The 26843-nt window shown below is 64.9% G+C and carries 25 protein-coding genes; 20 read left to right on the top strand and 5 right to left on the bottom strand.

The window, feature by feature from the left end; genetic code table 11:
* The first annotated feature begins 23 nt into the window (after positions 1 to 23).
* Positions 24 to 938 (top strand): phosphoribosylaminoimidazolesuccinocarboxamide synthase, encoded by a 915-nt coding sequence (locus EHH60_RS27250; RefSeq protein ID WP_124162484.1) that lies wholly within the window; start codon positions 24 to 26, stop codon positions 936 to 938.
* A 32-nt stretch (positions 939 to 970) separates the two neighbouring features.
* Here EHH60_RS27250 and EHH60_RS27245 read toward each other — a convergent pair whose 3' ends face one another.
* Positions 971 to 2107: an SbmA/BacA-like family transporter gene (locus EHH60_RS27245; RefSeq protein WP_124162466.1), complete on the bottom strand. Its 1137-nt coding sequence runs from the start codon at positions 2105 to 2107 to the stop codon at positions 971 to 973.
* Between the two features lie 324 nt (positions 2108 to 2431).
* Here EHH60_RS27245 and EHH60_RS27240 point away from each other — a divergent pair, with 324 nt between their 5' ends.
* Entirely contained in the window at positions 2432 to 3814 is a 1383-nt protein-coding gene (locus EHH60_RS27240; RefSeq protein WP_124162465.1) for a hypothetical protein, read from the top strand.
* A gap of 160 nt (positions 3815 to 3974) precedes the next feature.
* Here the strand turns inward: EHH60_RS27240 and EHH60_RS27235 are convergent, their stop codons facing one another.
* Positions 3975 to 5468, bottom strand: a complete 1494-nt coding sequence (locus EHH60_RS27235; RefSeq protein WP_124162464.1) for an NAD-dependent succinate-semialdehyde dehydrogenase — start codon at positions 5466 to 5468, stop codon at positions 3975 to 3977.
* Between the two features lie 107 nt (positions 5469 to 5575).
* A complete protein-coding gene (locus EHH60_RS27230) occupies positions 5576 to 5896 on the bottom strand; it encodes a hypothetical protein (RefSeq protein ID WP_124162463.1) in 321 nt (106 codons plus the stop codon).
* Positions 5897 to 6243: 347 nt separating this feature from the next.
* Here EHH60_RS27230 and EHH60_RS27225 point away from each other — a divergent pair, with 347 nt between their 5' ends.
* Entirely contained in the window at positions 6244 to 7440 is a 1197-nt protein-coding gene (locus EHH60_RS27225; RefSeq protein WP_124162462.1) for a serine hydrolase domain-containing protein, read from the top strand.
* A 198-nt stretch (positions 7441 to 7638) separates the two neighbouring features.
* Positions 7639 to 9333: an AMP-binding protein gene (locus EHH60_RS27220; protein WP_124162483.1), complete on the top strand. Its 1695-nt coding sequence runs from the start codon at positions 7639 to 7641 to the stop codon at positions 9331 to 9333.
* 110 nt (positions 9334 to 9443) lie between these two features.
* Here the strand turns inward: EHH60_RS27220 and EHH60_RS27215 are convergent, their stop codons facing one another.
* On the bottom strand, positions 9444 to 10445 hold the full coding sequence (locus tag EHH60_RS27215; protein ID WP_124162461.1) for an adenosine kinase: 1002 nt from the start codon (positions 10443 to 10445) through the stop codon (positions 9444 to 9446).
* 126 nt (positions 10446 to 10571) lie between these two features.
* On the opposite strand from EHH60_RS27215, the gene murJ reads away from it, so the two are divergent.
* The 16 genes from murJ (at position 10572) to trmB (ending at position 25654) form a co-directional block, all read left to right on the top strand.
* The gene (gene murJ / locus EHH60_RS27210; RefSeq protein WP_124162460.1) at positions 10572 to 12107 is read left to right on the top strand and encodes a murein biosynthesis integral membrane protein MurJ; all 1536 of its coding nucleotides are present in this window, start codon (positions 10572 to 10574) and stop codon (positions 12105 to 12107) included.
* Positions 12108 to 12326: 219 nt separating this feature from the next.
* A complete protein-coding gene (gene trpS, locus EHH60_RS27205) occupies positions 12327 to 13379 on the top strand; it encodes a tryptophan--tRNA ligase (RefSeq protein WP_124162459.1) in 1053 nt (350 codons plus the stop codon).
* An 89-nt stretch (positions 13380 to 13468) separates the two neighbouring features.
* Positions 13469 to 13963, top strand: coding sequence for a universal stress protein (locus EHH60_RS27200; protein WP_124162458.1), 495 nt, complete (start codon positions 13469 to 13471; stop codon positions 13961 to 13963).
* Between the two features lie 148 nt (positions 13964 to 14111).
* Positions 14112 to 14681 (top strand): NifU family protein, encoded by a 570-nt coding sequence (locus EHH60_RS27195; protein ID WP_124162457.1) that lies wholly within the window; start codon positions 14112 to 14114, stop codon positions 14679 to 14681.
* A gap of 88 nt (positions 14682 to 14769) precedes the next feature.
* A complete protein-coding gene (gene tsaB / locus EHH60_RS27190) occupies positions 14770 to 15465 on the top strand; it encodes a tRNA (adenosine(37)-N6)-threonylcarbamoyltransferase complex dimerization subunit type 1 TsaB (protein ID WP_124162456.1) in 696 nt (231 codons plus the stop codon).
* Positions 15462 to 15947 (top strand): ribosomal protein S18-alanine N-acetyltransferase, encoded by a 486-nt coding sequence (rimI, locus tag EHH60_RS27185; protein ID WP_124162455.1) that lies wholly within the window; start codon positions 15462 to 15464, stop codon positions 15945 to 15947. Before tsaB ends, rimI begins: the two co-directional genes overlap by 4 nt.
* Before the next feature lie 38 nt (positions 15948 to 15985).
* Positions 15986 to 16441, top strand: a complete 456-nt coding sequence (locus EHH60_RS27180; RefSeq protein WP_124162454.1) for a Fur family transcriptional regulator — start codon at positions 15986 to 15988, stop codon at positions 16439 to 16441.
* A 5-nt stretch (positions 16442 to 16446) separates the two neighbouring features.
* Complete coding sequence (locus EHH60_RS27175; protein ID WP_124162453.1) at positions 16447 to 17127, top strand: HAD family hydrolase; 681 nt, start codon at positions 16447 to 16449, stop codon at positions 17125 to 17127.
* A gap of 190 nt (positions 17128 to 17317) precedes the next feature.
* Positions 17318 to 18712, top strand: a complete 1395-nt coding sequence (miaB, locus tag EHH60_RS27170) for a tRNA (N6-isopentenyl adenosine(37)-C2)-methylthiotransferase MiaB (RefSeq protein WP_124162452.1) — start codon at positions 17318 to 17320, stop codon at positions 18710 to 18712.
* A 64-nt stretch (positions 18713 to 18776) separates the two neighbouring features.
* Positions 18777 to 19772, top strand: a complete 996-nt coding sequence (locus tag EHH60_RS27165) for a PhoH family protein (protein WP_124162451.1) — start codon at positions 18777 to 18779, stop codon at positions 19770 to 19772.
* 58 nt (positions 19773 to 19830) lie between these two features.
* Complete coding sequence (gene ybeY / locus EHH60_RS27160) at positions 19831 to 20340, top strand: rRNA maturation RNase YbeY (RefSeq protein ID WP_124162450.1); 510 nt, start codon at positions 19831 to 19833, stop codon at positions 20338 to 20340.
* Position 20341: 1 nt separating this feature from the next.
* Positions 20342 to 21460: a hemolysin family protein gene (locus EHH60_RS27155; RefSeq protein WP_245454603.1), complete on the top strand. Its 1119-nt coding sequence runs from the start codon at positions 20342 to 20344 to the stop codon at positions 21458 to 21460.
* Positions 21457 to 23070, top strand: coding sequence for an apolipoprotein N-acyltransferase (gene lnt / locus EHH60_RS27150; RefSeq protein ID WP_124162448.1), 1614 nt, complete (start codon positions 21457 to 21459; stop codon positions 23068 to 23070). Before EHH60_RS27155 ends, lnt begins: the two co-directional genes overlap by 4 nt.
* A gap of 219 nt (positions 23071 to 23289) precedes the next feature.
* A complete protein-coding gene (locus tag EHH60_RS27145) occupies positions 23290 to 23703 on the top strand; it encodes a helix-turn-helix domain-containing protein (RefSeq protein WP_007603895.1) in 414 nt (137 codons plus the stop codon).
* An 86-nt stretch (positions 23704 to 23789) separates the two neighbouring features.
* Positions 23790 to 24947 (top strand): M20 family metallopeptidase, encoded by a 1158-nt coding sequence (locus EHH60_RS27140; protein ID WP_124162447.1) that lies wholly within the window; start codon positions 23790 to 23792, stop codon positions 24945 to 24947.
* On the top strand, positions 24944 to 25654 hold the full coding sequence (trmB, locus tag EHH60_RS27135) for a tRNA (guanosine(46)-N7)-methyltransferase TrmB (protein ID WP_124162446.1): 711 nt from the start codon (positions 24944 to 24946) through the stop codon (positions 25652 to 25654). The genes EHH60_RS27140 and trmB overlap by 4 nt, the downstream gene beginning before the upstream one ends.
* A gap of 70 nt (positions 25655 to 25724) precedes the next feature.
* On the opposite strand, the gene EHH60_RS27130 is transcribed toward trmB, so the two are convergent.
* On the bottom strand, positions 25725 to 26807 hold the full coding sequence (locus tag EHH60_RS27130; protein WP_124162445.1) for a DUF2336 domain-containing protein: 1083 nt from the start codon (positions 26805 to 26807) through the stop codon (positions 25725 to 25727).
* Between the last annotated feature and the right edge of the window lie 36 nt (positions 26808 to 26843).

Genomic DNA, 26843 nt, shown 5'->3' with positions numbered 1-26843 from the left:
TTTGTCTGCGAAAAGCCATGCCGATGACCACCATGCTCTCCAGCGACCTGCCGCTGCCCAAGATCGGCCGAGGCAAGGTGCGCGACATCTACGCCGTCGACGACGACCGCCTGCTGCTCGTCACCACCGACCGCATCAGCGCCTTCGACGTGGTGATGGGCGAGACCATTCCGATGAAGGGCGCCGTGCTCACGCAAATCAGCGCGTTCTGGTTCAATGAGCTCGAAGGCGTGGTGCCGCATCACATGATCAGCGCGGACACCGACGAGATCGTTGCGGCCGTGCCGGCGTTGAAGCCGCACCGCGCCGAGATTCTCGGCCGCGCCATGCTGTGCAAGCGGACCACCGTGTTCCCGATCGAATGCGTGATCCGCGGCTATCTCTCAGGCTCCGCCTGGAAGGAATATGCCGCGAGCGGCACGCTGGCCGGCGAGAAGCTGAAGGCAGGCCTCGTCGAAAGCGAGAAGCTGGAGCCCGCGATCTTCAGCCCGGCGACCAAGGCCGAGAGCGGCCATGACGAGAACATCACCATCGCCAGGATGCGCGAAGTGGTCGGCGACGAGGTCGCCTACACGCTGGAGAGCATGACGCGCGCGATCTACACGCTCGGCGAGGAGCTGGCGCGCGAGCAGGGCATCATCATCGCCGACACCAAGTTCGAGTTCGGCCGCGAAAAGGACGGCCGCATCATCCTGATCGACGAGGTGATGACGCCGGATTCCTCGCGCTTCTGGGCGGTGGATGCCTACAAGCCCGGCCAGCCGCAGGCGAGCTTCGACAAGCAGCCGCTCCGCGATTATCTCGATGCCGAACGCCGCGCCGGCCGCTGGAACGGCGATGCCCCGCCGCCGCCGCTGCCGGCCAGCGTGGTGGACGCGACCAGCAAGCGGTATCTCGAGGCGTATCGGCGGGTGACGGGCGACGAGCTGAAGATTTAGCGCGTACCTTGTCGATCGGGCGCGCGCTCGTCTCAGGCGTCCGACGGCGCGATGCGATTGGCAGGGATCGATCGATGACCCGCCTCATCGCCGGGCGCGCGATCCGCATCCAGGGCCAGCAGGAGTTCGGCAACTCGATTGGCGGAGGCGGTCCATTCCGCGAGCTTGGCATAATTGTCCGTGAACCAGTTGAACGCGGTCTGGACCACGACGAATGCCGCCGAAGCCTGAACCACTTCGCCCAGCGTCATCGTGCCGCCAAGATACTTGGGGAGGCAAAGCAGGAGCCCGACCACCGGCGTCACCAGCAGACCCGTATAGGTCACCAGCGTCATCCGCATCAATTGCCAGCAGTAGATTCGCCAGATCGCAATCACGGCTTTCAAGGCGGCGCCGACGGCGTGGCGGCCGTTCATGCCGGCCTCTTGCACCACCTTGCCTTCGCCAACCTCGCGCACGTGCGTGCCGATGGCTCGCAGTTCGGCTTCCATGCGCTTGTTTTCCTCGATGACCCGCGTCAGACGGCCGGCCGTCAGCCAGATGCCGATCACCAGCAGGGCGGAATACGCGATCACGGCGAGGACGAGGTAACCGGGAATTGCGAAGGCGATACCGTCGAAATCGATTTCCAGGCTGCCGCCGACCGACCATAGCACCCCGACGAAGGTTGCAATCGTGAGCACCGATTGAAGCAGGCCGGTCGCCAGATCGATCGGGAGGTCCGTCGCGACCTTGGCATCCTCGGCGATGCGATACTCCGGTGCCTCGTGATGTCCCTGGATTGCGTTGCGCCTCGGAAGACGATCATCCGCCAGCCAGTCGCTATAGAGGCTGTTGCTCAGCCACTCGCGCCAGGAACGCTGCAGGGTCATGCGCGCCCATACCGAGAACACGGTCAAGGCGATGCTCGCCGCCGCCAACGGCAGAAACCGGAACGCCTGGGACAGAAGCTCCGCCTGGTCCTTCCGGCCAATGGCGTTGAAGAAGTCACGATTCCAGAAGTTGAGTCCGTACTGCGTCAGGAGCTGCAGGATGACGTTGACGATCAGCGCGACCACCAGCAGCCACGCTGTCCACGCCGTAAGTCCGCGCCAATATCCCGAGGCGCTCTGCCAGAAGCGGCCTAAGAGTTGCTTTTCACCCGGAGCGAAAGAAATCCTCGTCAGCATTCGCGAGCCGCAATCTTGCGCGCGCGCCACCATATGATGCCGCTCGCGCTAGACTATGCGGTCGCGCCCGAGGGCTTTTGATCTGCGTCAAGCGCAGTTGCCCGACCTCATCAGTTCGGTTCCTTGGACCAAGCAGCATGAGAAAGCATGGCGCCATCACGCACTAGTGAAACTTACCGCAGGACAGCCGCGGCCCTTGCGAGTGAACACTAGAGCCGGCAGGTGCGACCAACATTCTACAGCGGAAGACTTGCCACAGCGCCTGTCTCGGCCGGCCGCATGTCAGGAGGTCCGAGGCAGCATTTTGGTATCCGGAGACACCATATGCAGCTGAAAGATAAGGTCGGACGGTTCGCGGCAACGGGTCGCAGCTGCCAGAACTGGAAAAAGGACCAGGAGCTGGTCATTGCGCTGCTCAACAAGATCTCCATTTCCGACGGCGGTGCCGAGAACATGCTCAAACCGCAGCTGGTCGTGACCGGTCACGCCAGCGATAGCCTCTACAGCTCGATTCTATATTTCCAAAAGAAGAACTTTCCCGGCACGCCCGACGGTTACATTCGGCCTGCGGGCCCGACATTCAAGCGGCTCGTCGAACTGTCGACAAAAGCGGCCGCCAAGCCCGCCCCGCAAAAGGGCCAGTGGGATGCCGTCGCTACTCCTTCCGTCAATGCTGCACTTGGCAAAGGCATCGCCGACGATTCAAAGCTGGATTACGCGGAGGTGGTCGATATCATCCGGGCCACCGTCACGGACGGCATGGTCACCGCATTCGAGCTGGACGACCTGCTCACCATTGCGAATACCTCCAGAACGCTCTCCCCTACTTCGAAAAAGCTCATCAACCTTTTCGTCGGCGACGAGAAGAAGAAGTGGCTCGGGATCGGGCCATACGATCTCAATTCGGATCACAAGAAACTCGCCGCAGAAATGGTCTGCGATTTCCTCAAGAACACGAGGACCACGTTCTTTCCGAAGCTCGACCCGCACCGCGTCGGGATAGGTATTCTCAGGCGCATCGCGAAGCCGAGCCTCATCGATCAGGATAAGGGAAGTCTGTGCGGGCCCTCCGCGCTGATGTTCAGCTATGCATCCGATAAGCCGGGGCACTACGCGCGGTTCGCGATCGACCTGTATCAGAAGGGGCATGCGAATCTTGGCCGCCTGCTGATCAAGCCGGGAAAGGATGTGAGGAACTACACGCCGCCCTGGTCGCTGGACCACGTCGATTGGCTGACATGCGCCTCCATACGCGATTCAGAGAATTGGTTCCTCGATTTCGACGACACGGGCAAAATCAGCGATCTTGCCGGCGTCACCCTGCCGAGCGAAATGGAGCAATGGTTCCGCAAGGCCGGATACCGGGACGTGCGCGAGAATACCAACATCTCGCGATTCAACAAAGGCATCGACGATGTAAACGAAGCCAACACCCTGCTCGATCGGGGGTATCGCGTATGCCTCTTCATAAGCGCCAATATGACGGACTATGATGATCAGTCCGATAAAGGCTCCGCGTTCACGATGCACTGGGTCGTGTTGCGCGAAAAGATACAGGTCGTGAACGGGTACGTGAAGGCGAAGGTTTTCTCATGGGGCAATGGCGATTACGAGATCCCGCACCCGAATAAAGCCGGCGCCATAAAGTCCCTCGCCACGAAGGACTTTCTCATGAACTTTTACGGGTACGTTGCTGCCAAGGCGTGATTGGCGTGAAGCCTTGGCTGATCCCGCCTTCGACGGCCGGGCGTGTGCCGGCCGGCGAAAAAATGCGGGTCGTGAAAGGCGAAGGTAGCGGCACAGACTTCGAGTTTAATCTCGAACGGCCAGAGTTGAGTCGCAACGACCCGTAACACGAGGCCGGGGGCTACACCCCCGCCATCATCACGTATTTGATCTCGACATATTCTTCCATGCCGTGATGCGAGCCTTCGCGCCCCAGGCCGCTTTCCTTGACGCCGCCGAAGGGCGCGACCTCCGTGGTGATGAGGCCGGTGTTGACGCCGACCATGCCCGACTCCAGCGCTTCGGCGACGCGCCAGACGCGGCCGAGATCGCGGGAATAGAAATAGGAGGCCAGACCGAACGGCGAGGCATTGCACATCGCGATGACGTCGGCCTCGTCCTTGAAGCGGATCACCGGCGCTAGCGGGCCGAAGGTCTCCTCCTGCGACACCAGCGAGTCCGGCTTGACGTCGGCCAGCACGGTCGGCTCGAAGAACGAACGTCCGAGCTCGCTCCGCTTGCCGCCGGTAACGACCTTGGCGCCGCGCTTCACGGCATCGGCGATGTGGCGCTCGACCTTGTCGACGGCCTTCATGTTGATCAGGGGCCCTTGCGTGACGCCGCTCTCGGTGCCGTCGCCGATCTTCATCGCTGCGACCTTCTTCGACAGTTTTTGCACGAACTCGTCGTAGATCTTGTCCTGGGCGTAGAGGCGGTTGGCGCAGACGCAGGTCTGGCCCATGTTGCGGTATTTCGAGACGATCGCACCTTCGACCGCCGCGTCGATGTCGGCATCGTCGAACACCACGAACGGCGCATTGCCGCCGAGCTCGAGGCCGAGCCGCTTCACGCCGACCGAGGCCTGCTGATAGAGGATCTTGCCGACCGCGGTCGAGCCGGTGAATCCGACGAAGCGCACGGCCGGATGCTCGCACAGCACCTTTCCGATCGGCGGGGCATCGCCGGTGATGATGTTGAAGACGCCCTTGGGCACGCCGGCCTTCTCCGCCAGCACGGCGAGCGCCAACGCCGACAGCGGCGTCTCGTTGGCGGGCTTCAGGACCACGGTGCAGCCGGCGGCGAGCGCCGGGGACACCTTGCGCGTGATCATCGAGTTCGGGAAATTCCATGGCGTGATCGCACCGCAGACGCCGATCGGCTGCTTGATCGCGAGCAGCCGCGCATCGGGACGTTGCGTCGGGATGGTCTCGCCATAGACGCGGCGCGCCTCCTCGGCGAAGAACTCGACATAGGCGCCGCCGATATCGACCTCGCCCAGCGCCTCGGTGAGCGGCTTGCCCTGCTCGGAGGTGAGGATCAGCGCGAGGTCCTCGCGATTGGCGACGATCAGCTCGAACCATTTGCGCAAGATGTTGGAGCGCTGCTTGGCGGTGTGCTTGGCCCAGGCCGGAAAGGCGCGCTCGGCGGCTTCGATCGCTTTGGTGGTCTCGTCCGCACCAAGCTGCGGAACCTTTGCAAGCTCGACGCCGGTGGCGGGATTGTTGACGGCAAATACCGGTGTGCCGACCCAGGCGCCGTCGATGTAGCAGGCCTCCTTCAGCAGCGAAGGATCCTTCAGCCGGTCGCGCAGGGTGGCGGTGGCTTGCGGGGCGCGTGCGGCGGCGGTCTGGGTCATGGCGTTTCTCCCTGGCGGCGATCGGATCGGCCGCAATATAGGGATGGACGATGCGCAATGCACCGCCCTGCAACGCACGTCAGATGGCAGTTAAACTGGCAGCGGCCTTACGCCGCGCCGCTCATATAGGTCTCGCGGCGGCCGATCATGCGCTCGGCGGCGGCCTTGGCATCAGCCTTCGACGAGGTCGCGCAGGTCCGGTATTCGAGATCGGGGACCGAAGAGGTGTCGCGGCGGCCGAACCATGATTTCGAGCCGACCGGCAGCAGCGCCAGCGCCTGCGCCAGATTGTCGACCGCACCGAAGGAATAGAGTGCGCCGGTGCCGGCGATGCGGACCTCGTAAATGCCGGGCGAAATCGGCGCCTCCAGGTTCTCTCCCCGTCCCTGACGGGGATAGCGCTTCCATTCGCTCCAGGTCGAAATCATCTCAGGTCCCCCTCGCCACCCGTCCACGGACGGCAACATTGCATCAAATCTTAGTCGGCCCATGGATCGGACCGGGTGCTGAACGCAGCAGCTCACGAAATGTTTCAGGCGTCCAAAAACTCGTGAAACATATCGCCTGGAGCCCAATCCAGGGTGAGGGCGACGTGTGGCCATCCACCGCAGATTGCGAAGGAGCGTCGCCGTTCAGCCCGTGTCGTCCTGCGTGGGGCCAAGGCCGTCAAGTCACGACATCGCGACCGGCGCACGCGTGTAGATGCGCTTGCCGCGCCGGGCATGTGGGACGACAATCGATCACTTCCAACAATAATCAAACCCGAGGAAACGCCATGCAAAGCAAAGCACAGATCGATGAGATTCTGCGTCAGAAGAGCGAGGCCAAGGAGATTCCGGGCGTCGTCGCGATCGCCGCGAGCGGTAACGACGTGCTGTATCAGGGCGCGTTCGGCAAACGCGACCTGTCCAAGCCCGACGCGATGACCGATGACAGCGTGTTCTGGATTGCCTCGATGACGAAGGCGGTGACGTCAGCGGGCGCAATGCAGCTGGTCGAGCAGGGCAAGCTGTCGCTGGATGCGCCGATCGGCGACGTCCTTCCCGATCTCGCCAATCCGCAGGTGCTGGAAGGCTTCGATGCCAACGGCGAGGCGAAGCTGCGCCCGGCGAAGGGACCTATCACGCTGCGCCAGCTCATGACCCACACCGCCGGATTCTGCTACAATATGTGGAACGGCGATCTCGCGGTCTATCTGGACAAGAACGGCATCCCCGCCATCACCACCTGCCAGAATGCGGCACTGAAGACCCCGATCATGACCGACCCCGGCACGCGCTGGGAATACGGCACCAATATCGATTTCGTCGGCAAGGCCGTGGAAGCCGTCAGCGGCAAGCGGTTGGATGCTTACCTGCGCGACAATCTGTTCAGCCCGCTCGGCATGAACGACACGGCCTTCAAGATCGCCGACGACATGCGCAAGCGCCTGGTCGGCATGCACGCGCGCGGCGAGGACGGCCAGCTGGCTGCCATCCCGTTCGAGCTCGAGCAGGAGCCGGAATTCCACATGGGCGGCGGCGGCCTCTACTCGACCGCGGCCGACTACATCAAGTTCACTCAGATGATCCTCAACAGGGGCCGCGGCAACGGCAACCAGGTGCTGAAGGCCGAGACCGTTGCGACGATGGGGCAGAACCACATCGGCGATCTCGCCATGGGCAAGATGACGACGGCGGCGCCGATGTACACCAACGACGTCGACCTCTATCCGGAACAGGTGAAGAAGTGGGGCCTCAGCTTCATGATCAACACCGCCAAGACCGCGGAAGGACGCAGCGCCGGGAGCCTCGCCTGGGCGGGCCTCGCCAACACCTATTACTGGATCGACCCGGCCCGCGACGTCACCGGCGTGATCCTAATGCAGCTGTTGCCGTTCGCGGATGCGAAATGCCTGGAGGCGTTCGCGGGATTCGAGCGCGGCGTTTATGCCGGGCTGGATGCGGCTGGAAGCGGGCAGAAGGCGGCCTGAAGGCGCGGCTCTCACCAACCCGTCATGGCCGGGATCGTCACGCCTGCGCGGCCGAAGCCGCTTCGGCGCGGCGAAGGCCCGGCCATCCACGTGCAGCCGCAGGGCACAAAGACGTGGATGCCCGGGTCGAGCCCGGGCATGACGACCGAGAGACTATGCTGGGTGTTTTGACGAGAGGATTTCGACTTGGCTGACAATTTGGCTGATAAAGCGGATAGTTACGTTTGCGGTATCTCGGACGCGCCGCTGCTCGGCGACACCATCGGCCGCAGCCTCGACCGGGCTGTGCGCCGCTGGGGCGATCGCGAGGCGCTGGTTTCGCCCAGCCACGGCGTCAGATGGACCTGGAAAGAATTCGCCGAACGGGTCGATGCACTCGCCGCGGGCTTTCTCGCGCTCGGGCTCGCACGCGGGGAGCGGATCGGCATCTGGTCGTTGAACCGGCCGGAATGGACGCTGACCCAGTTCGCCGCCGCCAAGGCCGGCCTGATCCTGGTGACGATCAATCCGGCCTACCGGCTCAGCGAGCTGGAATTCGCGCTGAAAAAGGTCGGCTGCGCGGCCATCGTCACCGCCACCGCGTTCAAGACCAGCAATTACATGGAGATGCTCAACACGCTGCTGCCGGAGCTGGCGGACGCCAGGCCCGGGCAGTTGCAGGCGGCGCGATTGCCGGCCTTGCGGATGGTGATCCAGATCAGCGGCCCGGCGGCCTCAGGCACTGTCGCGTTCGAGGAGGTCGCGCGCATGGGCCAGGCACAGCATCGCGAGCAGCTTGCCGCGCTCGGCGCCGCCCTGCAATTCGACGACCCCGTCAATATCCAGTTCACCAGCGGCACCACGGGGTCGCCGAAAGGCGTGACGCTGACCCACCACAACATCCTCAACAACGGCTATTTCACGGGACGCGCGATGCGCCTGACGGAGCAGGACCGCATCTGCATTCCGGTGCCGCTCTATCATTGCTTCGGCATGGTGATGGGCAACCTTGCCTCGGTCACGCTCGGCACCACCATGGTCTACCCGGGCGAGGGCTTTGATCCGCTCGCGACGCTGCGTGCCGTCGAGCAGGAGAAATGCAGCGCGCTCTACGGCGTGCCGACCATGTTCATCGCCGAGCTCGATCACCCCGAGTTCAAGACGTTCGATTTGAAATCGCTGCGCACCGGCATCATGGCCGGCGCGCCCTGCCCGATCGAGGTGATGAAGCGCGTCAACACCGAGATGAACATGCGCGAGGTCACCATCGCCTATGGCATGACCGAGACCAGCCCGGTCAGCTTCCAGAGCGCAACCGACGATCCGCTCGAGCGGCGCGTCTCCACGGTCGGCCGCATTCACCCGCATGTCGAGGTGAAGGTCGTCGATCTCGAAGGCAAGATCGTCAAGCGCGGCGAACGCGGCGAACTCTGCACCCGCGGCTACAGCGTCATGCTGGGCTATTGGGAGGAGAAGGAAAAGACGGCCGACGTGCTCGACGCCAATGGCTGGATGCATACCGGCGACCTCGCCACCATCGACGACGAGGGTTATTGCAACATCGTCGGCCGCATCAAGGATCTGGTGATCCGCGGCGGCGAGAATCTCTACCCGCGCGAGATCGAGGAGTTTCTGTACCGTCACCCCAAGATCCAGGATGTGCAGATTTTTGGCGTCGCAGACCCCCGGTACGGCGAGGAGCTCTGCGCCTGGATTCGCGTCAGGCCGGGCGAAATGCTGACGGCCGAGGAGGTCCGCGCCTTCTGCGACGGCCAGATCGCCCACAACAAGATCCCGCGCTATGTCGAGTTCGTCGATGAATTCCCGATGACCGTGACGGGAAAGATCCAGAAATTCGTGATGCGCGACGCGGTGGAGCAGCGGCTGGGATTGAAGGCGGCGCAGACAGCGTGAGTCTCGCCGTCATTGCGAGGTTCTTGCGACGAAGCAATCCGGGCTGTCTCTGCGGAAACAGACTGGATTGCTTCGCTTCGCTCGCAATGACGAGGAGAGAGTCGCGCGCTCTACGCGGTCAGCCCGCGCTGCTGCGCCAGCTCCTTGAGCGACACCTGCGGACGCGCACCGATGTGCTGAATCACCTCGGCGGCCGCGAGCGCGCCGAGCTCGCCGCACTGCTTGTACGCAAGATTGCGCGCCAGGCCATAGAGAAAGCCGGCAGCGAAGAGATCGCCGGCGCCCGTGGTGTCGACCACCTTGTCGACCGGGAATGCCGGCGCGGCAACGGCGTCTTCCACCGACACCACCATGCAGCCCTTCTCGCTGCGGGTGACGACGCCGAGATTGACGTCGTTGCGCAGCTGCTTCAGCGCGGTGTCGAAGTCCGAGGTCATGTAGAGCGAATGCAGCTCGGATTCGTTGGCGAAGACGATGTCGACGGTGCCGCCCCGCATCAACGAGAGAAACTCGTCGCGATAGCGGTCGACGCAGAAGGAATCCGACAGCGTCAGCGCCACCTTGCGCCTGGCGTCATGGGCGATCTTGGCCGCCTTGACGAAGGCATCTTTGGCGTTCTTGGGGTCCCAGAGATAGCCCTCGAGATAGACGATTCCGGCACTCGCGATTTCGGCCGGGTCGATATCGGCGGGCGACAGGTCCTGCGCCGCGCCGAGATAAGTGTTCATGGTGCGCTCGCCGTCGCCGGTGACCAGGATGTAGGAGCAGCCCGTGGCGGGGCCGTCCTTGGCGGCGGGCGTGTTGAAGGCGACGCCGGCGGCGCGGATGTCATGCACATAGAGGTTGCCGATCTGGTCGTCCTTGACCTTGCCGACATAGGCGGCGCGTGCCCCCAGGCTGCCGATGCCGACGATGGTGTTGGCGGCCGAGCCGCCCGAGACTTCCGTCGCCGGACCCATGTCCTTGTAGATGGCGGCCGCGCGAGCCTCGTCGATCAGCGACATGCTGCCCTTGGCCATGCCATGCTTGGCCAGAAAGGCCTCGTCGGTCCTGACCAGCACGTCGAACAGCGCGTTACCGATGCCGAGAACGTCATATTTCACGTCAGCCATTCACCTTGATCCTGTTTGCCGGATTGCGGACCTTACGGAAATCCGCTTCCTGTCGGCCTGAAATCCAAGCTCGCGGCCTATCATGACCGGGCCGGCGCGGGCAAGCAACGGTATGATAAAGGGCCGATGATCCGCTCCTTCCTCACCGTCTCGACGGGAACGCTGGCCTCGCGGCTGCTGGGTTTTGCCCGCGATTCAATGATTGCGGCGCTGCTCGGCACCGGCGCCGTGGCGGATGCGTTTCTCGCGGCGTTTCAGCTCGTCAACGTGGTGCGCCGGCTGCTCAGCGAGGGCGCGCTGAACGCGGCGCTGATCCCGGCCTGGCTGCGCATCAGAGATCGCGACGGGGCGGCAGCCGCAGCGGCGTTCGCCGGGCGCGTGCTCGGCACGGTCAGCGCGGCCCTGATCGCGATGTCGATCCTGCTCGCGTTGCTGATGCCGCTGGTCATCACGGTCGTCGCACCGGGCTTCCTTGGGAGCGGCACGCTCGATCGCGCGGTCGAGAGTGCGCGGCTGATGCTGCCTTACCTCGCCTTTGCCGGTCCCGTCACCGTGCTCATGGGACTGCTCAATGCGCAGGGCCGCTTCGCGCTGACGGCGTTCTCGCCCCTGTTGTTCAACATCGCGCTGATCGCCGCGATCGCGGTGCTGCTCGCCTGGCATGCTGACGCCAGTTTCGCTGCGTGGATGTTGGCGGCCACCGTCGGCATCGCCGGCCTGCTGCAACTTCTGATGCTGCTGTCGCAACGAAGCGCGCAACTTGCGGCGCCGCTGCGCGCAAGTTTCGACAAGGAGATGCGCGGCTTCTTCGCCAAGGCGATCCCCGGCATGCTCGCAAGCTCGGGCCCGCAATGGCTGATGGTCGCGGGCGCGATCATCGCCTCGGCAACACCATCCGCCGTATCCTGGCTCTATTTCGCCAACCGCTTGATCGAGCTGCCGCTCGGCATCGTCGGCGTCGCCATGGGCACGGTGCTCGTGCCGGAGCTGACGCGCGCCGTGAGCAGCGGCGATCGCGACGCCGTGGCGCATGCCGAATCGCGCGCGCTGGAGCTTGCGGCCGGGCTGGCGCTGCCCGCGACGCTCGGCCTGGTCGTGCTGGCCGAGCCGATCGTGCGGCTGCTGTTCGAGCATGGTGCGTTCGGCGCGGGCGACAGCGCGGCCACTGCGCATGCGTTGATGTGGCTGGCGCTGGGACTGCCGGCGCATGTGCTGATCAAGGCGCTATCGCCGGCCTTTTATGCCCGGAGCGACACGATGACGCCGCTGCTGGCCACGGCCAAAGGCTTTGTGGTCGCAGTCGCGCTTGCCCTCCTGCTCGGCCACCTCTTCGACACGAGCGGGATCGCCGCCAGCATCGCGGCCGGCGCCTGGAGCAGCGCGCTCTCGCTGCTCCGCAAGGGCACGAGCGAGTTCGGCTTCTCGGTCGATGCGAGCGCCCGCAAGCGGCTGCCGCGGATCGCGCTCGCCGCCGCTGCCATGGGCACTCTGCTCTGGCTGACTGCAGGCCTTGTGCCGGCCGGAGCCCATGGCATCATCGATTTCATCGTGCTCGGCGCGCAGATCGCGGCCGGAATCGCTGTCTACGGCCTGCTGCTGCAGATCCTCGGAGCGGCGTCCTGGCGCGAAGCGGTTCACGCGTTGAAACGGCCCGCTCATTAGAGTGCGCGCCGACGGCTCTTCACCTCTCCCGTCGGGAGAGGTCGATTTGCGCAGCAAATCGGGGGAGGGACTAGCTCCCTCGATGGAGCCCACCCCCTCACCCGCGCCTTCGGCGCGACCTCTCCCGATGAGAGAGGTGGAATTGCCCTTGACGGGGCAGCGCCGCTGTTGGAAACGACGGCCGAATAGCTTCAGGAAGGCTTGCCAGGAAAACTAACCATGCCATTCGTTGAACGGGTCTTTTCGGGCGTCCAGCCGACGGGCAATCTGCACCTCGGCAATTATCTCGGCGCGATCGTCAACTTCGTGAAGATGCAGGAAACCCACAACTGCATCTATTGCGTCGTCGACATGCACGCGATCACGCAGGGCGTCGACGTCTGGGGCGGCCCGGCCGAGCTCACGCGCAACACCCGGGAGGTGACTGCGGCCTTCATCGCAGCCGGCATCGATCCCAAGAAGCACATCGTGTTCAACCAGAGCCAGGTCTCGGGCCATGCCGAGCTCGCCTGGATCTTCAACTGCGTGGCCCGCATGGGCTGGCTCGGCCGCATGACCCAGTTCAAGGAGAAAGCCGGCAAGGACCGCGAAAACGCGTCCGTTGGCTTGTTCGACTACCCCGTGCTGATGGCCGCCGACATCCTGCTGTACCGCGCCACCCATGTTCCGGTCGGCGAGGACCAGAAGCAGCATCTCGAGCTCTCGCGCGACATCGCGCAGAAGTTCAACAACGATTTCGGCGACTCCATTCGCGCGCAAGGAAACAATGACGGCCTGTTCTTCCCGCTGCCGGAACCCCTGATCACGGGCCCGGCGACGCGCGTGATGAGTCTGCGCGACGGCACCAAGAAGATGTCGAAGTCGGATGCCTCCGACAATTCGCGCATCAATCTCACCGACGACGCCGACACCATCGCGCAGAAGATCCGCAAGGCGAAGACCGATCCGGAGCCGCTGCCGACGGAGGAAAAGGGCCTGGAAGCCCGCCCCGAGGCCGACAATCTCGTCGGCATCTTCGCCGCGCTCTCCGGCCGCTCCAAGGCCGAGGTGCTCCGCGAGTTCGGCGGCGGCCAGTTCTCCAGCTTCAAGAACGCGCTGGCGGAGCTGTGCGTCACCAAGCTCGCGCCGATCGCCGGCGAGATGAAGCGCCTCGTCGCCGACCCCGGCCATATCGACGCGATCCTCATCGACGGCTCCGACCGGGCCCGTGCCATCGCCGACGAGACGATGAAGCTCTCCAAGGACATCGTCGGCTTCATCCGCCGGCGCTAAACCGGTCGGCGCCAGGCGCCGATCGCGTCTCCTCTCCCCAAGCGGGAGGGAGTGTGGCAGCATGCGGCCATGCACTCGCCGGGACATGCATGACCAGCAAGCGACTTTGCTTCGAGCCGGGTCACAAGCCCAAATGCCTCGTCGTCGTCGACGACACCGCTGAATGGGATCGCGCGGTCTATTATGCCAGCCGCTGGGCGATCCGCGCCGGCGGCGGCGTGGTGATGCTGCGCATCATCGAGCCCGAGCAGCAGAGTCAGGAATGGCTTGGCGTCGCCGACATCATGCGCGCCGAGGCGCATGAATCGGCGGAGGCAGCGCTCGACCGCGCCGCCGGCCGGGCCAACGGCATCGCCGCAATCACGCCGGAGCGGGTGATCCGGGAGGGCGCACCGATGGAACAGCTGCTCGCGGTGATCGATGAGGACCCCGACATCGCGATGCTGGTGCTCGCCGCCAGTCCCGGAGCGGAAGGGCCGGGGCCGCTGGTTGCACTGCTGACGCACGAGCTGGGCACGTTCCCGGTGCCGGTGACCATCATCTCGGGCGCGTTGAGCGACCAAAGCGTGGATTCGCTGTCGTAGCTGCGCTGCCGCTCACCCTCCAGGGAGGGCCAACTCACTGATTTCTATGTGCTAATAACCCACCTGCCCTTGATCGTGCGTTCCCCGTCGCCATCTGCTAGGGGATAGGCACGCGCCGGCCTTGAACCGGCGACGTCTGGAGAGAACCATGTTCATTCAAACCGAAGCCACCCCCAATCCCGCCACGCTGAAGTTCATTCCCGGCCGCGTCGTGGTCGACGGCAGCCCCGTGGAGTTTTCGAGCCGCGAAGCCGCAGGTCGTTCGCCGCTCGCCGAAAAGCTGTTCGACGTGCCCGGCGTCACCGGCGTGTTCTACGGATCGGACTTCATCACCGTGACCAAGGCGAGCGGTGAATGGCAGCAGCTCAAGCCCGCGATCCTGGGTGCCATCATGGAGCACTATATGTCGGGCGCGCCGCTGCTTGCCGACGGCACGGCGCAAGGCGACGCCGATCTCGACGACGAGGACGAGTTCTTCGACGAGGCCGACGCTGAGACGGTCGACATGATCAAGGACCTGATCGAGACCCGGGTGCGGCCGGCGGTCGCCAACGACGGCGGCGACATCACCTTCCGCGGCTTCAAGGACGGCATCGTCTATCTCAACATGAAGGGCGCCTGCTCCGGCTGCCCGTCATCGACGGCGACGCTCCAGCACGGCATCCAGAATCTGCTCAAGCACTTCGTGCCCGACGTGGTCGAAGTCCGGCCGATGTGATTAGAGCGCGAATGGCGAGTAGCGAATGGCGAATGGAACTCCGATCGGCTAGACTGTTCGCCATTCGCCACTCGCCATTTGCTTTTTCATGCTGATCCTCGCCATCGATACTGCGCTCGACGCCTGCTCCGTGGCCGTGCTCGACACCGAATCGGCCGAGCTCCTTGCACAGGAGCAGCTGCTCATGAAGCGCGGCCACGCCGAGGCTCTGATGCCGATGGTCGCGCGGGTGATGCAATCGGCCGATCTCGCCTTCACCGCGCTCGATCGCATCGCCGTCACCGTCGGTCCCGGAAGCTTCACGGGCCTGCGCGTCGGCATTTCGGCGGCGCGCGGCCTTGCGCTCGCGGCCGAGCGGCCGGCCGTCGGCCTGACCACCTTGTCGGCCTATGCCGCCCCCGTCGTGGGCCAGAGCGGAGCGGCGCCCGTGCTCTCCGCAATCGATGCGCGGCACGATCACGTCTATTTCCAGATTGTCGCCGGCGACGGCAGGCAGCTGGTGCGACCTAAGGTCGCCAGCATCGACGAGGCGATCGCGGCCTCGCAATTCGGCGCGCCGCATCTGGTCGGCAACGCCGCAAAGATCCTCGCCGATCGCTGGCCGAAGGATGGACCGCAACCTGTTGCAGTCGACGCGCAGCCCGCGCCCGATATCGGCTGGATCGCCTGGCTCGGTGCGGCGGCCAATCCCGACACCAATCCTGCGCGGCCGTTCTATCTGAAGGCGCCCGATGCAAAGCCGGCAGCACAGAAGCCGCTCGCAGCGCAAGCCGCAACCTCATGATGGGATGGCTGTCGGAGTGGTGGCGCGGCGGCGGTGCCGTCGTCGAGCCCGCGACCTTGCGCGATGCCGCGCGGCTCGCGCAGCTGCACGGCGCCTCCTTCGCGCGCGGCTGGGGCGAGGGCGAGTTCGAGAGCATGATCAGCGAGCGCAACACGCTGGTGCATCGCTTGCGTCTCGGCCACAAGACGATCGGCTTTGCGGTGTCGCGGATCGGCGCCGACGAGGCGGAAATTCTCTCGATTGCGGTGGACGGGGCTTATCGCGGCCGCGGCCTCTCCCGCACGCTGCTGATGACCCATCTCGGCCACCTCGCCGGGCGCGGCGTGCGCACGATATTTCTCGAGGTGGAGGAAAATAACCAGCCGGCGCGGCGGCTCTACGATCGGACCGGATTCGTGGTGGTCGGGCGCCGCGATCGCTACTATAAGCAGCCCAACGGGGAACAATTGAACGCCCTTCTGATGCGACGTGACTTGTCGTAACATCGGTGGCAGAAAGCGCCCGCCAGGCAGACAACGCTATGACCACACTGAAACATTCTTCTGCATCCAAGGCGTCCGATATCGAGGCGCGCTGCGCCGCAACGGGCATGCGCATGACCGAGCAGCGCCGTGTCATCGCCCGCGTGCTCGCGGAAGCGATCGATCATCCCGATGTCGAGGAACTGTACCGGCGCTGCGTCGCGGTCGATGACAAGATCTCGATCTCGACGGTCTATCGCACCGTGAAACTGTTCGAGGATGCCGGCATCATCGAACGCCACGATTTCCGCGAGGGTCGCGCGCGCTACGAGCAGATGCGCGACAGCCATCACGACCACCTCATCAATCTGCGCGACGGCAAGGTGATCGAGTTCACCTCGGAGGAGATCGAGAAGCTGCAGGCGGAGATCGCCCGCAAGCTCGGTTATCGGCTGGTCGACCACCGGCTCGAGCTCTATTGCGTCCCGCTCGACGACGACAAGCCGACGAATTGAGTTTAGTGCCGATAGATCTCATCATCTTCGATTGCGACGGCGTGCTGGTGGACAGCGAGGTGATCTCCTGCCGGGCGCATGCGGACGTGCTGACGCGGCACGGCTATCCGATCACGTCGGAGCAGGTGTTCGCGCGCTTCCTCGGCCGCTCGACAAAACAGGCCAATCTGGAGATCGAGACCGAGCTCGGGCGCAAGCTGCCCGAGGCCTATCACGGAGATCTCCAGGACGAGCTGTTTCGCGCATTCGAAGCCGACCTCGAAGCGATCCGCGGCATCCACGACGTGCTGGATGTCGTCACGCAGGCCGTCTGTGTCGCCTCCAGCGGCTCGCATCCGCGCATGCGCGTGAGCCTCGGGAGCACCGGGCTGTACGAGCGCCTCGCGCCGAACATCTTCTCGGCCTCGCAGGTGAAGAACGGCAAGCCGGCGCCGGACCTGTTCCTGTTCGCGGCGAGCCAAATGGGCGTGCCGCCCGAGCGCTGCGTCGTGATCGAGGACAGCCTGGCCGGCATCGCCGGCGCCCAGGCGGCGGGGATGACCGTGTTCGGCTTCTGCGGCGGCAGCCATTGCGGCAACGGCCACGCCGAGACCCTGCGCCAGGCTGGCGCCGACCTGACCTTTGCCGACATGCATCAGCTGCCCGAGCTGGTCCGGCGGGTCGCGGCGGACGCCGTGGCGGGCTGATGTTGCCCCGGACTGTCATTCCGGGGCACGCGCGACGCGCGTGAACCCGGAATCTCGCAGTAAAACCTCTGGATTCCGGGTTCGCGACTGCGTCGCACCCCGGAATGACGGGACCAAGACCCCAATCGCTGGATTTTCGCCCCTCCAGCCTATATCTGAGGGCCGTCCTCCTCCTCCATTTTCGGGTTCCATGACGCCGCCGCGCAAGCTGCACATCAAATCATATGGTTGCCAGATGAATGTCTACGATGCCCAGCGCATGGTGGACACGCTGGCTCCGGAAGGATTCGTGGAGACGGCGAGCGCGGAAGATGCCGACCTCGTCATCCTCAACACCTGCCATATCCGCGAGAAGGCCTCGGAGAAGGTCTATTCCGAGCTTGGCCGTCTGCGCGTCGCCAAGGACGAGGCCGCGCGTGCAGGCCGCGCGATGAAAATCGCGGTGGCGGGCTGCGTGGCGCAGGCCGAGGGCGAGGAGATCGTGCGCCGCGCGCCCGTCGTCGATGTCGTGGTGGGACCGCAGAGCTACCATCATCTGCCTGAGCTCTTGAAACGCGCCGGCGACGAAGGCCGCGCGATCGAGACCGAATTTCCCGCCGCGGACAAGTTCGGCTTCCTGGCCCAGCCGAAGCCCGATGCGATCCGCGCGCGCGGCATTTCCGCGTTCGTGACGGTGCAGGAAGGCTGCGACAAGTTCTGCACCTTCTGCGTCGTGCCTTACACGCGCGGCGCCGAAGTCTCGCGCCCGGTGGCGAAGATCGTCGACGACGTGAAGCGGCTCGCCGATAACGGCGTGCGCGAGCTCACGCTGATCGGGCAGAACGTCAACGCCTATCACGGCGACGGGCCGGATGGAAAAACCTGGCCGCTCGGCCGGCTGCTCGAGCGCCTGGCCAAGATTCCCGGCATCGCGCGGCTGCGCTATTCGACCAGCCATCCCCGCGACGTCGACGACAGCCTTATTGCAGCCCATCGCGATCTCGGTGCCCTGATGCCCTTCGTGCACCTGCCGGTGCAATCGGGCTCGGATCGCATTCTGGCGGCCATGAACCGCAAACATTCCGCCGATGATTACCGGCGCGTCATTGACCGTTTCCGCACCGCCCGCCAAGATATTGCTTTTTCATCAGATTTTATCGTCGGCTTCCCCGGCGAGAGCGAGCAAGATTTTCTCGCCACCCTCGCGCTTGTCACGCAAATCGGCTACGCTGCGGCTTATTCGTTCAAATACTCCGCCCGGCCGGGAACGCCGGCCGCGGATATGCAGGAGACGGTGTCCCCCGCCGAGATGGACCAGCGATTGGAGCGGCTCCAGGAACTGATCGACAGCCAGCAATCGGCCTTCAACAAGGCTTTGATTGGCTCAACGGTCGATGTGCTGTTCGAGCGTCCGGCGCGCAAGGAGGGCCAGATCGTCGGCCGCACAGCGTACCTCCAGCCCGCCCATGTGATGGCCTCGCCCCACATCATCGGACAAATCCTGCCGGTCCGCATCGACAGCCTCGAACGCTACAGCTTTCTCGGCGACCTCGTGACGCCGCGCAACGCGCGCGAGCCCGCTTTATCGCAAGCCATTGGAGCCTGAACCCTTGCCCAAAAGCGCATCGGATTCGTCTTCGTTCGCTCCCAGCCGCAAATTTGACCGCGACATGCAAGTTCCGCCCGAGACCCAGGTCGTCATCGATTTCGACGACAACCGCGCCGCTTCCGCCCTGGTCGGCCCCTACGGCCAGCATCTGGCGCAGATCGAGCGGCGGCTCGGCGTGGTCGTCGATTCCAAGGGCAATCACATCACCATTGGCGGCAGCCGCGACGGCTGCGACGCCGCGCGGCGCGTGCTGGAGATGCTCTACACGCAGGCCGTGAAGGGACAGGATCTCGACCAAGGCGAGGTCGAAGGCGCGATCCGCGCGGTGATCGCGCAGGGCTCGCTGTTCGAGTTCGACGCCAAATCGGCCAAATCCACCTTCGACAGCATCAACCTGCGCAAGCGCCCGGTGCGCGCGCGCACGGCCGCGCAGGACTCCTACATCCGCGCGCTGAAGCGGCACGAGCTGGTGTTCGGCGTCGGCCCCGCCGGCACCGGCAAGACCTGGCTCGCCGTCGCCCATGCCGCGCAGCTGTTCGAGCGCAAGGAGGTCGATCGCATCATCCTGTCGCGTCCGGCGGTGGAAGCCGGCGAGCGGCTCGGCTTCCTGCCCGGCGATCTCCGCGAGAAGGTCGATCCTTATCTGCGGCCGATCTACGATGCGCTCTACGACCTCATGGATGCACGCATCGTCGAGCGCGCGCTTCAGACCGGCGAGATCGAGATCGCGCCGCTTGCCTTCATGCGCGGCCGCACGCTCACCAACGCCGCCATCATCCTGGACGAGGCCCAGAACACCACGTCCATGCAGATGAAGATGTTCCTGACGCGTCTCGGCGAGAACAGCCGCATGATCGTGACGGGCGACCCCTCGCAGATCGACCTGCCGAACGGCCAGACCTCGGGCCTGGCCGAGGCGACCCGCCTCCTGAACGGCGTCGAGGGCATCGCCCAGGTTCATTTCAAGGCCGAGGACGTGATCCGCCACGAACTCGTGGCGCGGATCGTCGCCGCCTATGAAGGGCCGCCGCAGCGGCCGGCCAAAGGTCAATCCTGACGAGGCAGCACCGGACCCCAGAGGCGCGAGCACGGCGCCTTTCGTCCCAGACAACACAATGTCCCATTCCAACCTGCCCATGACCGAGGTCCTCGTCGTCGCCGATTGCTGGCAGCGCGAGCCTCATTCCGAAGCCGTGATCCAGCGCGCGGTGGCGGCCGCCGCCGAGAGCGTCGAGGAAGACGTTGCCGACGCGGAGGTGGCTGTGATGCTGACCGATGACGCCGGCATCCGCACCCTCAACAGCAACTGGCGCGGCATCGACAAGCCGACCAACGTGCTGTCGTTCCCCGCGCTCCAGCCGGAGAGCGGGTGGAAGCCGGGCGATGCGCCGCGCATGCTCGGCGACATCGCGATTGCCTACGAGACCATGCGGCGCGAGGCCGACGAGGAACAAAAACCGTTCGATCACCATTTGAGCCATCTCGCCGTGCACGGATTCCTGCACCTGATCGGCTACGATCACGAGAACGACGGCGACGCCGAGGAGATGGAAGCACTCGAACGTGAGATCCTCGCTCATCTCGGGATCCCCGATCCCTATGCCGACCGCCCGGGGACGCATTGAGATGCCGGATTCCGATCCGATCCAGGACAATCCGCGCAACACGGCCAATTTGCCGGCCGTGGTGACACAAGGCGAGGTGATGCGCCCGGCGGCCGACAGCTGGCTGCTGCGCGCGATCCGGACGCTGTTCGGCTGGAAGGCGGGATCGGTCCGCGACGACCTCCGGGTCGTGCTCGACGCGACGACGCCCGACGACACCGGCTTCTCGGCCGTCGAGCGCACCATGCTGCGCAACATCCTCGGCCTGCACGAGCGCCGTATCGCGGACGTCATGGTGCATCGCGCCGATATCGTCGCAGTGAAGCGCGACATCCCACTCGGCGAATTGATGGACCGCTTCGAGAGCGCCGGTCATTCCCGCCTCGTTGTCTTCAACGAGACGCTCGACGATCCCGTCGGCATCGTCCACATCCGCGACCTGCTCGCCTTCATGACGGCCCGCGCCCGCGTGTCGGAAACCACCAAGACCAAGCGCAAAAAGCCGCTGCCGGCCGGGCTCGACCTGCGCGCCGTCGATCTCGCGCTGCCGCTTCATGATGCGAACATCATCCGCAAGCTGCTCTACGTGCCGCCGTCGATGCGGGCGATCGACCTGCTCGCGCAGATGCAGGCCACGCGCATCCATCTGGCGCTGGTCGTCGACGAATATGGCGGCAGCGACGGGTTGGTCTCGATCGAGGACATCGTCGAGCAGATCGTCGGCGAGATCGACGACGAGCACGACAGCGACGAGCCGCCCTCGATCGTGCGCCTGCCCGACAACGCCTTCATCGCCGACGCCCGCGCCAGCCTCGACGACGTCCGCTCGGTGATCGGCGAGGACTTCGTCACCGGCGAAGCCGGCGAAGAGGTGGAGACGTTGGGCGGCTATCTCGTCAGCTTCGTCGGGCGCCTGCCGGTGCGCGGCGAGGTGATCTCGGGTCCCGGCACTTACGAGATCGAGGTGCTCGATGCCGATCCGCGCCGTGTCAAGCGGCTGCGCATCTCGACGCGGAAGGAGCGCCCCGCACCCCGCACCCAGCGCGAGAGCCGGCGCCGTGAAGCGACGCCGGAGAGCGGACAACAGCCGGCCAGCGACACGCCCACGCCGCCACCGAGCGACGGGGCTGGCCCGCAGTGAGTCCATCGCAGCGACTTCGGCAGATTGCGCTTGCCATCATCCTCACCTGGGGATGGCAGCGTGCCGTCATCGCCATGGCGGCCGGGGCGCTGTCGGTGCTGGCACTGGCGCCGTTCAACCTCTTCCCGGTGCTGTTCGTCACCTTCCCGGTGCTGGTCTGGCTGATCGACGGCGCCGGGGCCGGCCGATATGGCGGCATCCCCGCCGCCGCGTTGACCGGCTACTGGTTCGGGCTCGGCTATTTCGTGCCCGGCCTCTACTGGATCGGCTACGCCTTCTTCGTCGACGCCGACGTGTTCGCCTGGCTGACGCCGTTCGCCGTGCTCGGCCTGCCGGCCTATCTGTCGATCTTCACGGCGTTGGGCTTTGCGCTGGCGCGCCTGCTCTGGACCCAGAACGCCACGCGCGTGCTTGCGCTCGCGGCGAGCCTGACCATGAGCGAATGGCTGCGCGGTCACGCACTGACCGGCTTTCCCTGGAACGCGTTCGGCTACGCGCTGTCCGAGCCGCTGCCGCTGGCCCAGACGGCGTCGCTGATCGGCCTGTGGGGCATGACGTTCCTGACGGTTGCGATCTTCGCGAGCCCAGCGACGCTGATCGACCGCACGCCCGATCGCCGCCTGCCGTGGCGCGTGCCGGCGGCGGCCGTCGCGCTTCTGATCGTCATGAGCATCTTCGGCGCAATCCGCCTGACGCTGCATCCGACCACGGTGGTCTCAGCCGCCAAGCTGCGCCTGATGCAGCCGAACCTCCAGCAGGACGCAAAATTCAACTACGCCGCGAAGGCGGAGGTGATGAAGAAGTACCTTGCGCTGTCGGACCGCGCCTCCGGCCCGCAATCGACCGGCGTGCGCGATGCCACCATCCTGATCTGGCCGGAATCCGCGTTTCCGTTCTTCCTGACCCGCGAAGCCGATGCGATGGCGCAAATCGCCGAGCTCCTGCCCAAGGGCACCGTGCTGATCACGGGGTCGGTCCGCGCGCCCGACCTGCCGCGGGGCACGCCGATCACGCGCGCCTATAACTCGATCTACGTGATCGATCACGACGGCAGCGTGCTCGCTGTGTACGACAAGGTGCATTTGGTGCCGTTCGGAGAATTTCTCCCCTACCAGGCGTTGATGGAGAAGCTCGGGTTCGAGCAGCTGACGCGTGTGCGCGGCGGCTTCATCGCCGGCAGCGTGCGGCACGTGCTGCCGGTCCCCGGCGTACAGCCGGCACTGCCGCTGATCTGCTACGAAGCCATCTTTCCTGGCGAAGTGGCTGGACGCAACGAGCGTCCGGGCTGGATCGTGAACCTCACCAACGACGGCTGGTTCGGCATCTCGACGGGCCCTTATCAGCATCTGGAGCAGTCGCGGATGCGCGCGATCGAGCTCGGATTGCCGCTGGTCCGCTCCGCCAATACCGGCATCTCCGCAGTGATCGATCCGGTCGGACGCACGGTCGCGAGCCTCGGCCTCGGCCTCGAAGGCATTCTGGATGCAAACCTGCCGGCCGCGATCGCGCCGACCGTCTATGCACGGGTGGGTGATGTACCAGCAATCATGCTCGTCGCGCTCGCCGTGATTGTGGCCGTCCGCCGCCGCGTCGCCAAACGACATCCCTGATTGCCTCTCATGGGCGTGGCCGGAAACCTTTGACAACCGTAGTCCCACGGTTGACAGACTGCACGCGGGCTCCCCATTCTGCACCGGCTGCGAAAGACAGCGGTGCGTTGCTAAATTTCTCCGCAATGTTTCCCAATAAGAGGGTTTGGTTTTGACGGATGCTGCACCCGAGGCATGCTTGATGATTGCGCCGAAGGTGATGTTTGGAGGGCTGAGGAAATGTCGAAAGCGCCCAACCCTGTTGACAAATATGTCGGCAGTCGCGTGCGCATGCGCCGCATCATGTTGGGCATGAGCCAGGAGAAGCTCGGTGAAGCTTTGGGCCTGACTTTCCAGCAGGTCCAGAAATACGAGAAGGGCACCAACCGGGTCGGCGCGAGCCGTATCCAGCAGATCGCCGAGATTCTCCAGGTGCCGGTGTCCTTCCTGTTCGAAGGCGGCCCGAGCGGCGTGCCGGGTCCGGATGGCTTCAGCGAAGGCGCCTCGCCCTCTTACGTCTCGGACTTTCTCGCGACCTCCGAAGGGCTCGCCTTGACCAAGGCGTTCACGCGAATCACCGATTCGAAGATGCGACGCTCCATCGTGGATCTCGTCGAGCAGATTGCGGCTCGCGAAGGCCCCGACAAGCGCTGAAGCGCCGTTTCCATGGCGATTTGAGACCGCGTCAAATCTGGCCTATGTCGTCATTCGGGACCGCGCTTTGACGCGCGCCCGCTTCGATGATGCGATTCAAAGGCACAGATGCGTCCATGACCGGATCCAATTGGTTCGATTCCCAAACCATCCTCGATGGCATCCGCCGCTGGGTGGAAATCGAGACGCCGACGGAAGCGCCTGAACAGGTCAACAAGCTGGTCTCTCTGGTTGCAGAGCAATACCGCGACCTGCCCGTCACGCTCGAGCGCATCGCCGGCGTCGATGGCTGCGGCGATCATCTCGTGACGCGCACGAATTGGGGCCAGGACCGGCCGGGCATCCTTGTGCTGAGCCACCTCGATACCGTTCATCCTCTCGGATTCATCGAGCGGCTGCCGTTCAAGGTCGAAGGCGACGTCGCGTATGGTCCTGGCATCTACGACATGAAGGGCGGCGCCTACATCGCCCATCACGCGTTTGGCGCGTTGTGCGCAATGGGCGATCGCTCGCCGCTCGGCATCACGCACCTGTTCACCTCCGACGAGGAGATCGGCAGCCCGACCTCGCGCGCGCTGATTGAGAAGGAAGGGCGCAAGGCCAAATATGTGCTGGTGACGGAGCCGGCGCGCGACGGCGGCAAGATCGTCACCGGGCGCAAGGGCGTCGGACGCTTCCGGGTGTTCGTCAAAGGCGTGCCGGCGCATGCCGGCTCCCGGCCGGAAGACGGCCGCAGCGCCGTCCGCGAGCTCGCCAACATCATCCTGGCGCTCGAAGGGATGAATGATCTCGAACGCGGCGTCACCGTCAATGTCGGCGTGGTGCGTGGCGGCACGCGTCCCAACGTCACGCCGGAGGAGGCCTATGCCGAAGTCGATCTGCGCGTGGTGAGCCTCAAGGACGCAGACGAGTTCGTCGGCAGGATTCTCGGGCTGACATCGAAGACGGACGGTGTCACCGTCACGGTCACCGGCGAGCTCAATCGTCCGCCTTACGAGAAGAGCAATGCAGGCGCCTCGCTGTACGAGCATGCGAAGACGCTCGCCACGGAGATCGGCTTCGAGCTGATCGACACGCACACAGGCGGCGGCTCGGACGGCAATTTCACCGCCGCACACACCGCCACGCTCGACGGGCTCGGCGTCGACGGCAAGGGCGCGCACACCCATTATGAGCAGCTTTATGTCTCGTCGCTCGCGCCGCGCGCGCGGCTGCTCCATCGCCTGTATCAGACGCTACGATGAGCGAACGCAAATCAGACCCCGATCGCGACGACAGCGAGCGCGCCTTCTTCGGGCGCCGCAAGGGCCACAAGCTCCGGCAGCACCAGGCCGGGTTGATCGAGCAACTGCTGCCGCATCTTGCGCTCGATATCGACGGTGAGGCGCCGGCGGATGCGCGCGACATCTTCGATCCCGCGGCCCAAGAGGTCAGGCTCGAGATCGGCTTCGGCGGCGGTGAGCATCTTGCGGCCGAGGCGACGTCCTTCCCGACCACCGGCTTCATCGGCTGCGAGCCCTATGTCAACGGCATGGCGAAGATCCTCGCGCAGATCGAGGCCGCCAACATCGGCAATATCCGCCTGTTCGCGGGCGATGCCGCCGAGCTCCTGGCCTGGCTGCCAAAGGGCTCGCTGGCGCGGATCGACCTGATCCATCCCGATCCCTGGCCGAAGCGGCGACACTGGAAGCGGCGCTTCGTCCAGGACCGGACGATCGCCGCGATGGCACGCGTGCTCCGAAGCGGCGGCGAGTTCCGCTTCGTCTGTGACATCGACGATTACTGCGCCTGGACGCTGTCGCATCTTGCGCGCTCGCAGGACTTCGTCTGGCTCGCCGAACGCGCCGATGATTTCCGGCAGCCTTGGCCGGGCTACACCATGACGCGCTACGGCCGGAAGGCCGCGCGGGAGGGACGTAAGGCGGCTTATCTGCGGTTCAGGCGGGTGTGATTTTTTGGCGCGATCCACCCGCAATCGTGATGCCCGGGCTTGTCCCGGCCATGACGACAAAGCCTGTTCTTTAAATCGTCTGCCGGTTGCGCCAGAAATTCACGACGCGTTCGGCGGTCGTCGGCATCAAGCGCGTGAAGTTCACGCGCGCGGCCTCGATGTCGGCATCGGCGGGCGTGCGTTGCGGACCGTACCAGAGCAGGATGAGCGCGCGCACCGTGGGCCAGCCGAGATTGAGCACGCGGCCCAGGATCAGAAGCGGATCGTAGCGATCGCCCGCGATCAGACGGTCGAGGATCGAGAGGCGAACGCCGGACATCGCCGAGAGCGAGGCGATCGATTCCTCGTATTTGTGCGCCTTGGCGAAACCGAGCAACGCGCTTTCGCCGAGATGGCCCTCTCGATGCAAGGCGAGCACCGTGCGCTGCGCGCCCGAGAAATCGCGGCGCGGGCCCGGCGGGCGCGCGGCTTCCTCGATAGCCGCCATCGCACGCTTGATCTCGGCCTTTCGCGCGGGATTGACCACGCTGGAGAGGCGGCGGCGGATGACGTCGAGCGTCCCGTCGAGAAGCTGTTTCAGGTGCTCGCCGGAGAGGTCGTTGCGCTGGCCGATCTTGAGCGTCAGCACACCGTCCTGCGCCGCGCGCTTGATCATCTCGGAATAGCTGCCCGGCGAGAACACCGCACCGGAATTGCCTGCGGCGCGGCGCACCACGTCGCGATCGCCGCGCTCGACCAGCACGTCGGTGACGACGGGAGACAAGACCGGGCGCTCCGTCATCGCCAGCAGATGGTCCTGGCCTTTCAGGCGCGCGATCTCCACGAGAGCCGCGTCGTCGAGCACGGGCGAGCGGCGCAGTACGGGACCGGCCACCATGATCTCGTTTTCGCGCGCGAGCTGATTGACCAGGTGCGGCGGCGCGTTGTTCAGGTGCGAAAAGCGCTCGGCCAGATCGACGCGCGAGGCCAGCTCGGCATGCGGGACCAGATCGATCAGGAGATTGTCGAAGAGATCGATCAACTCGGGGCGGAGCTTCTCCGCATCCTGGAGGAACAACTGGGCGATGGCCCGCGCGATCTCGCCGCGTCGCCGCGGATCGCCGCGTTTGACGATATCGTCCAATCCAGGAATGAGCGACGTGGCAACGGTCATGAAAACGCAACTCGAACGGGGCACGCCGCGGGTGCG

This window comes from Bradyrhizobium sp. RP6 (assembly GCF_003837805.1).
GTDB lineage: Bacteria > Pseudomonadota > Alphaproteobacteria > Rhizobiales > Xanthobacteraceae > Bradyrhizobium.
Note: the sequence above shows the minus strand (reverse complement) of the source record. Positions and strands in the feature narration are given on the sequence as shown.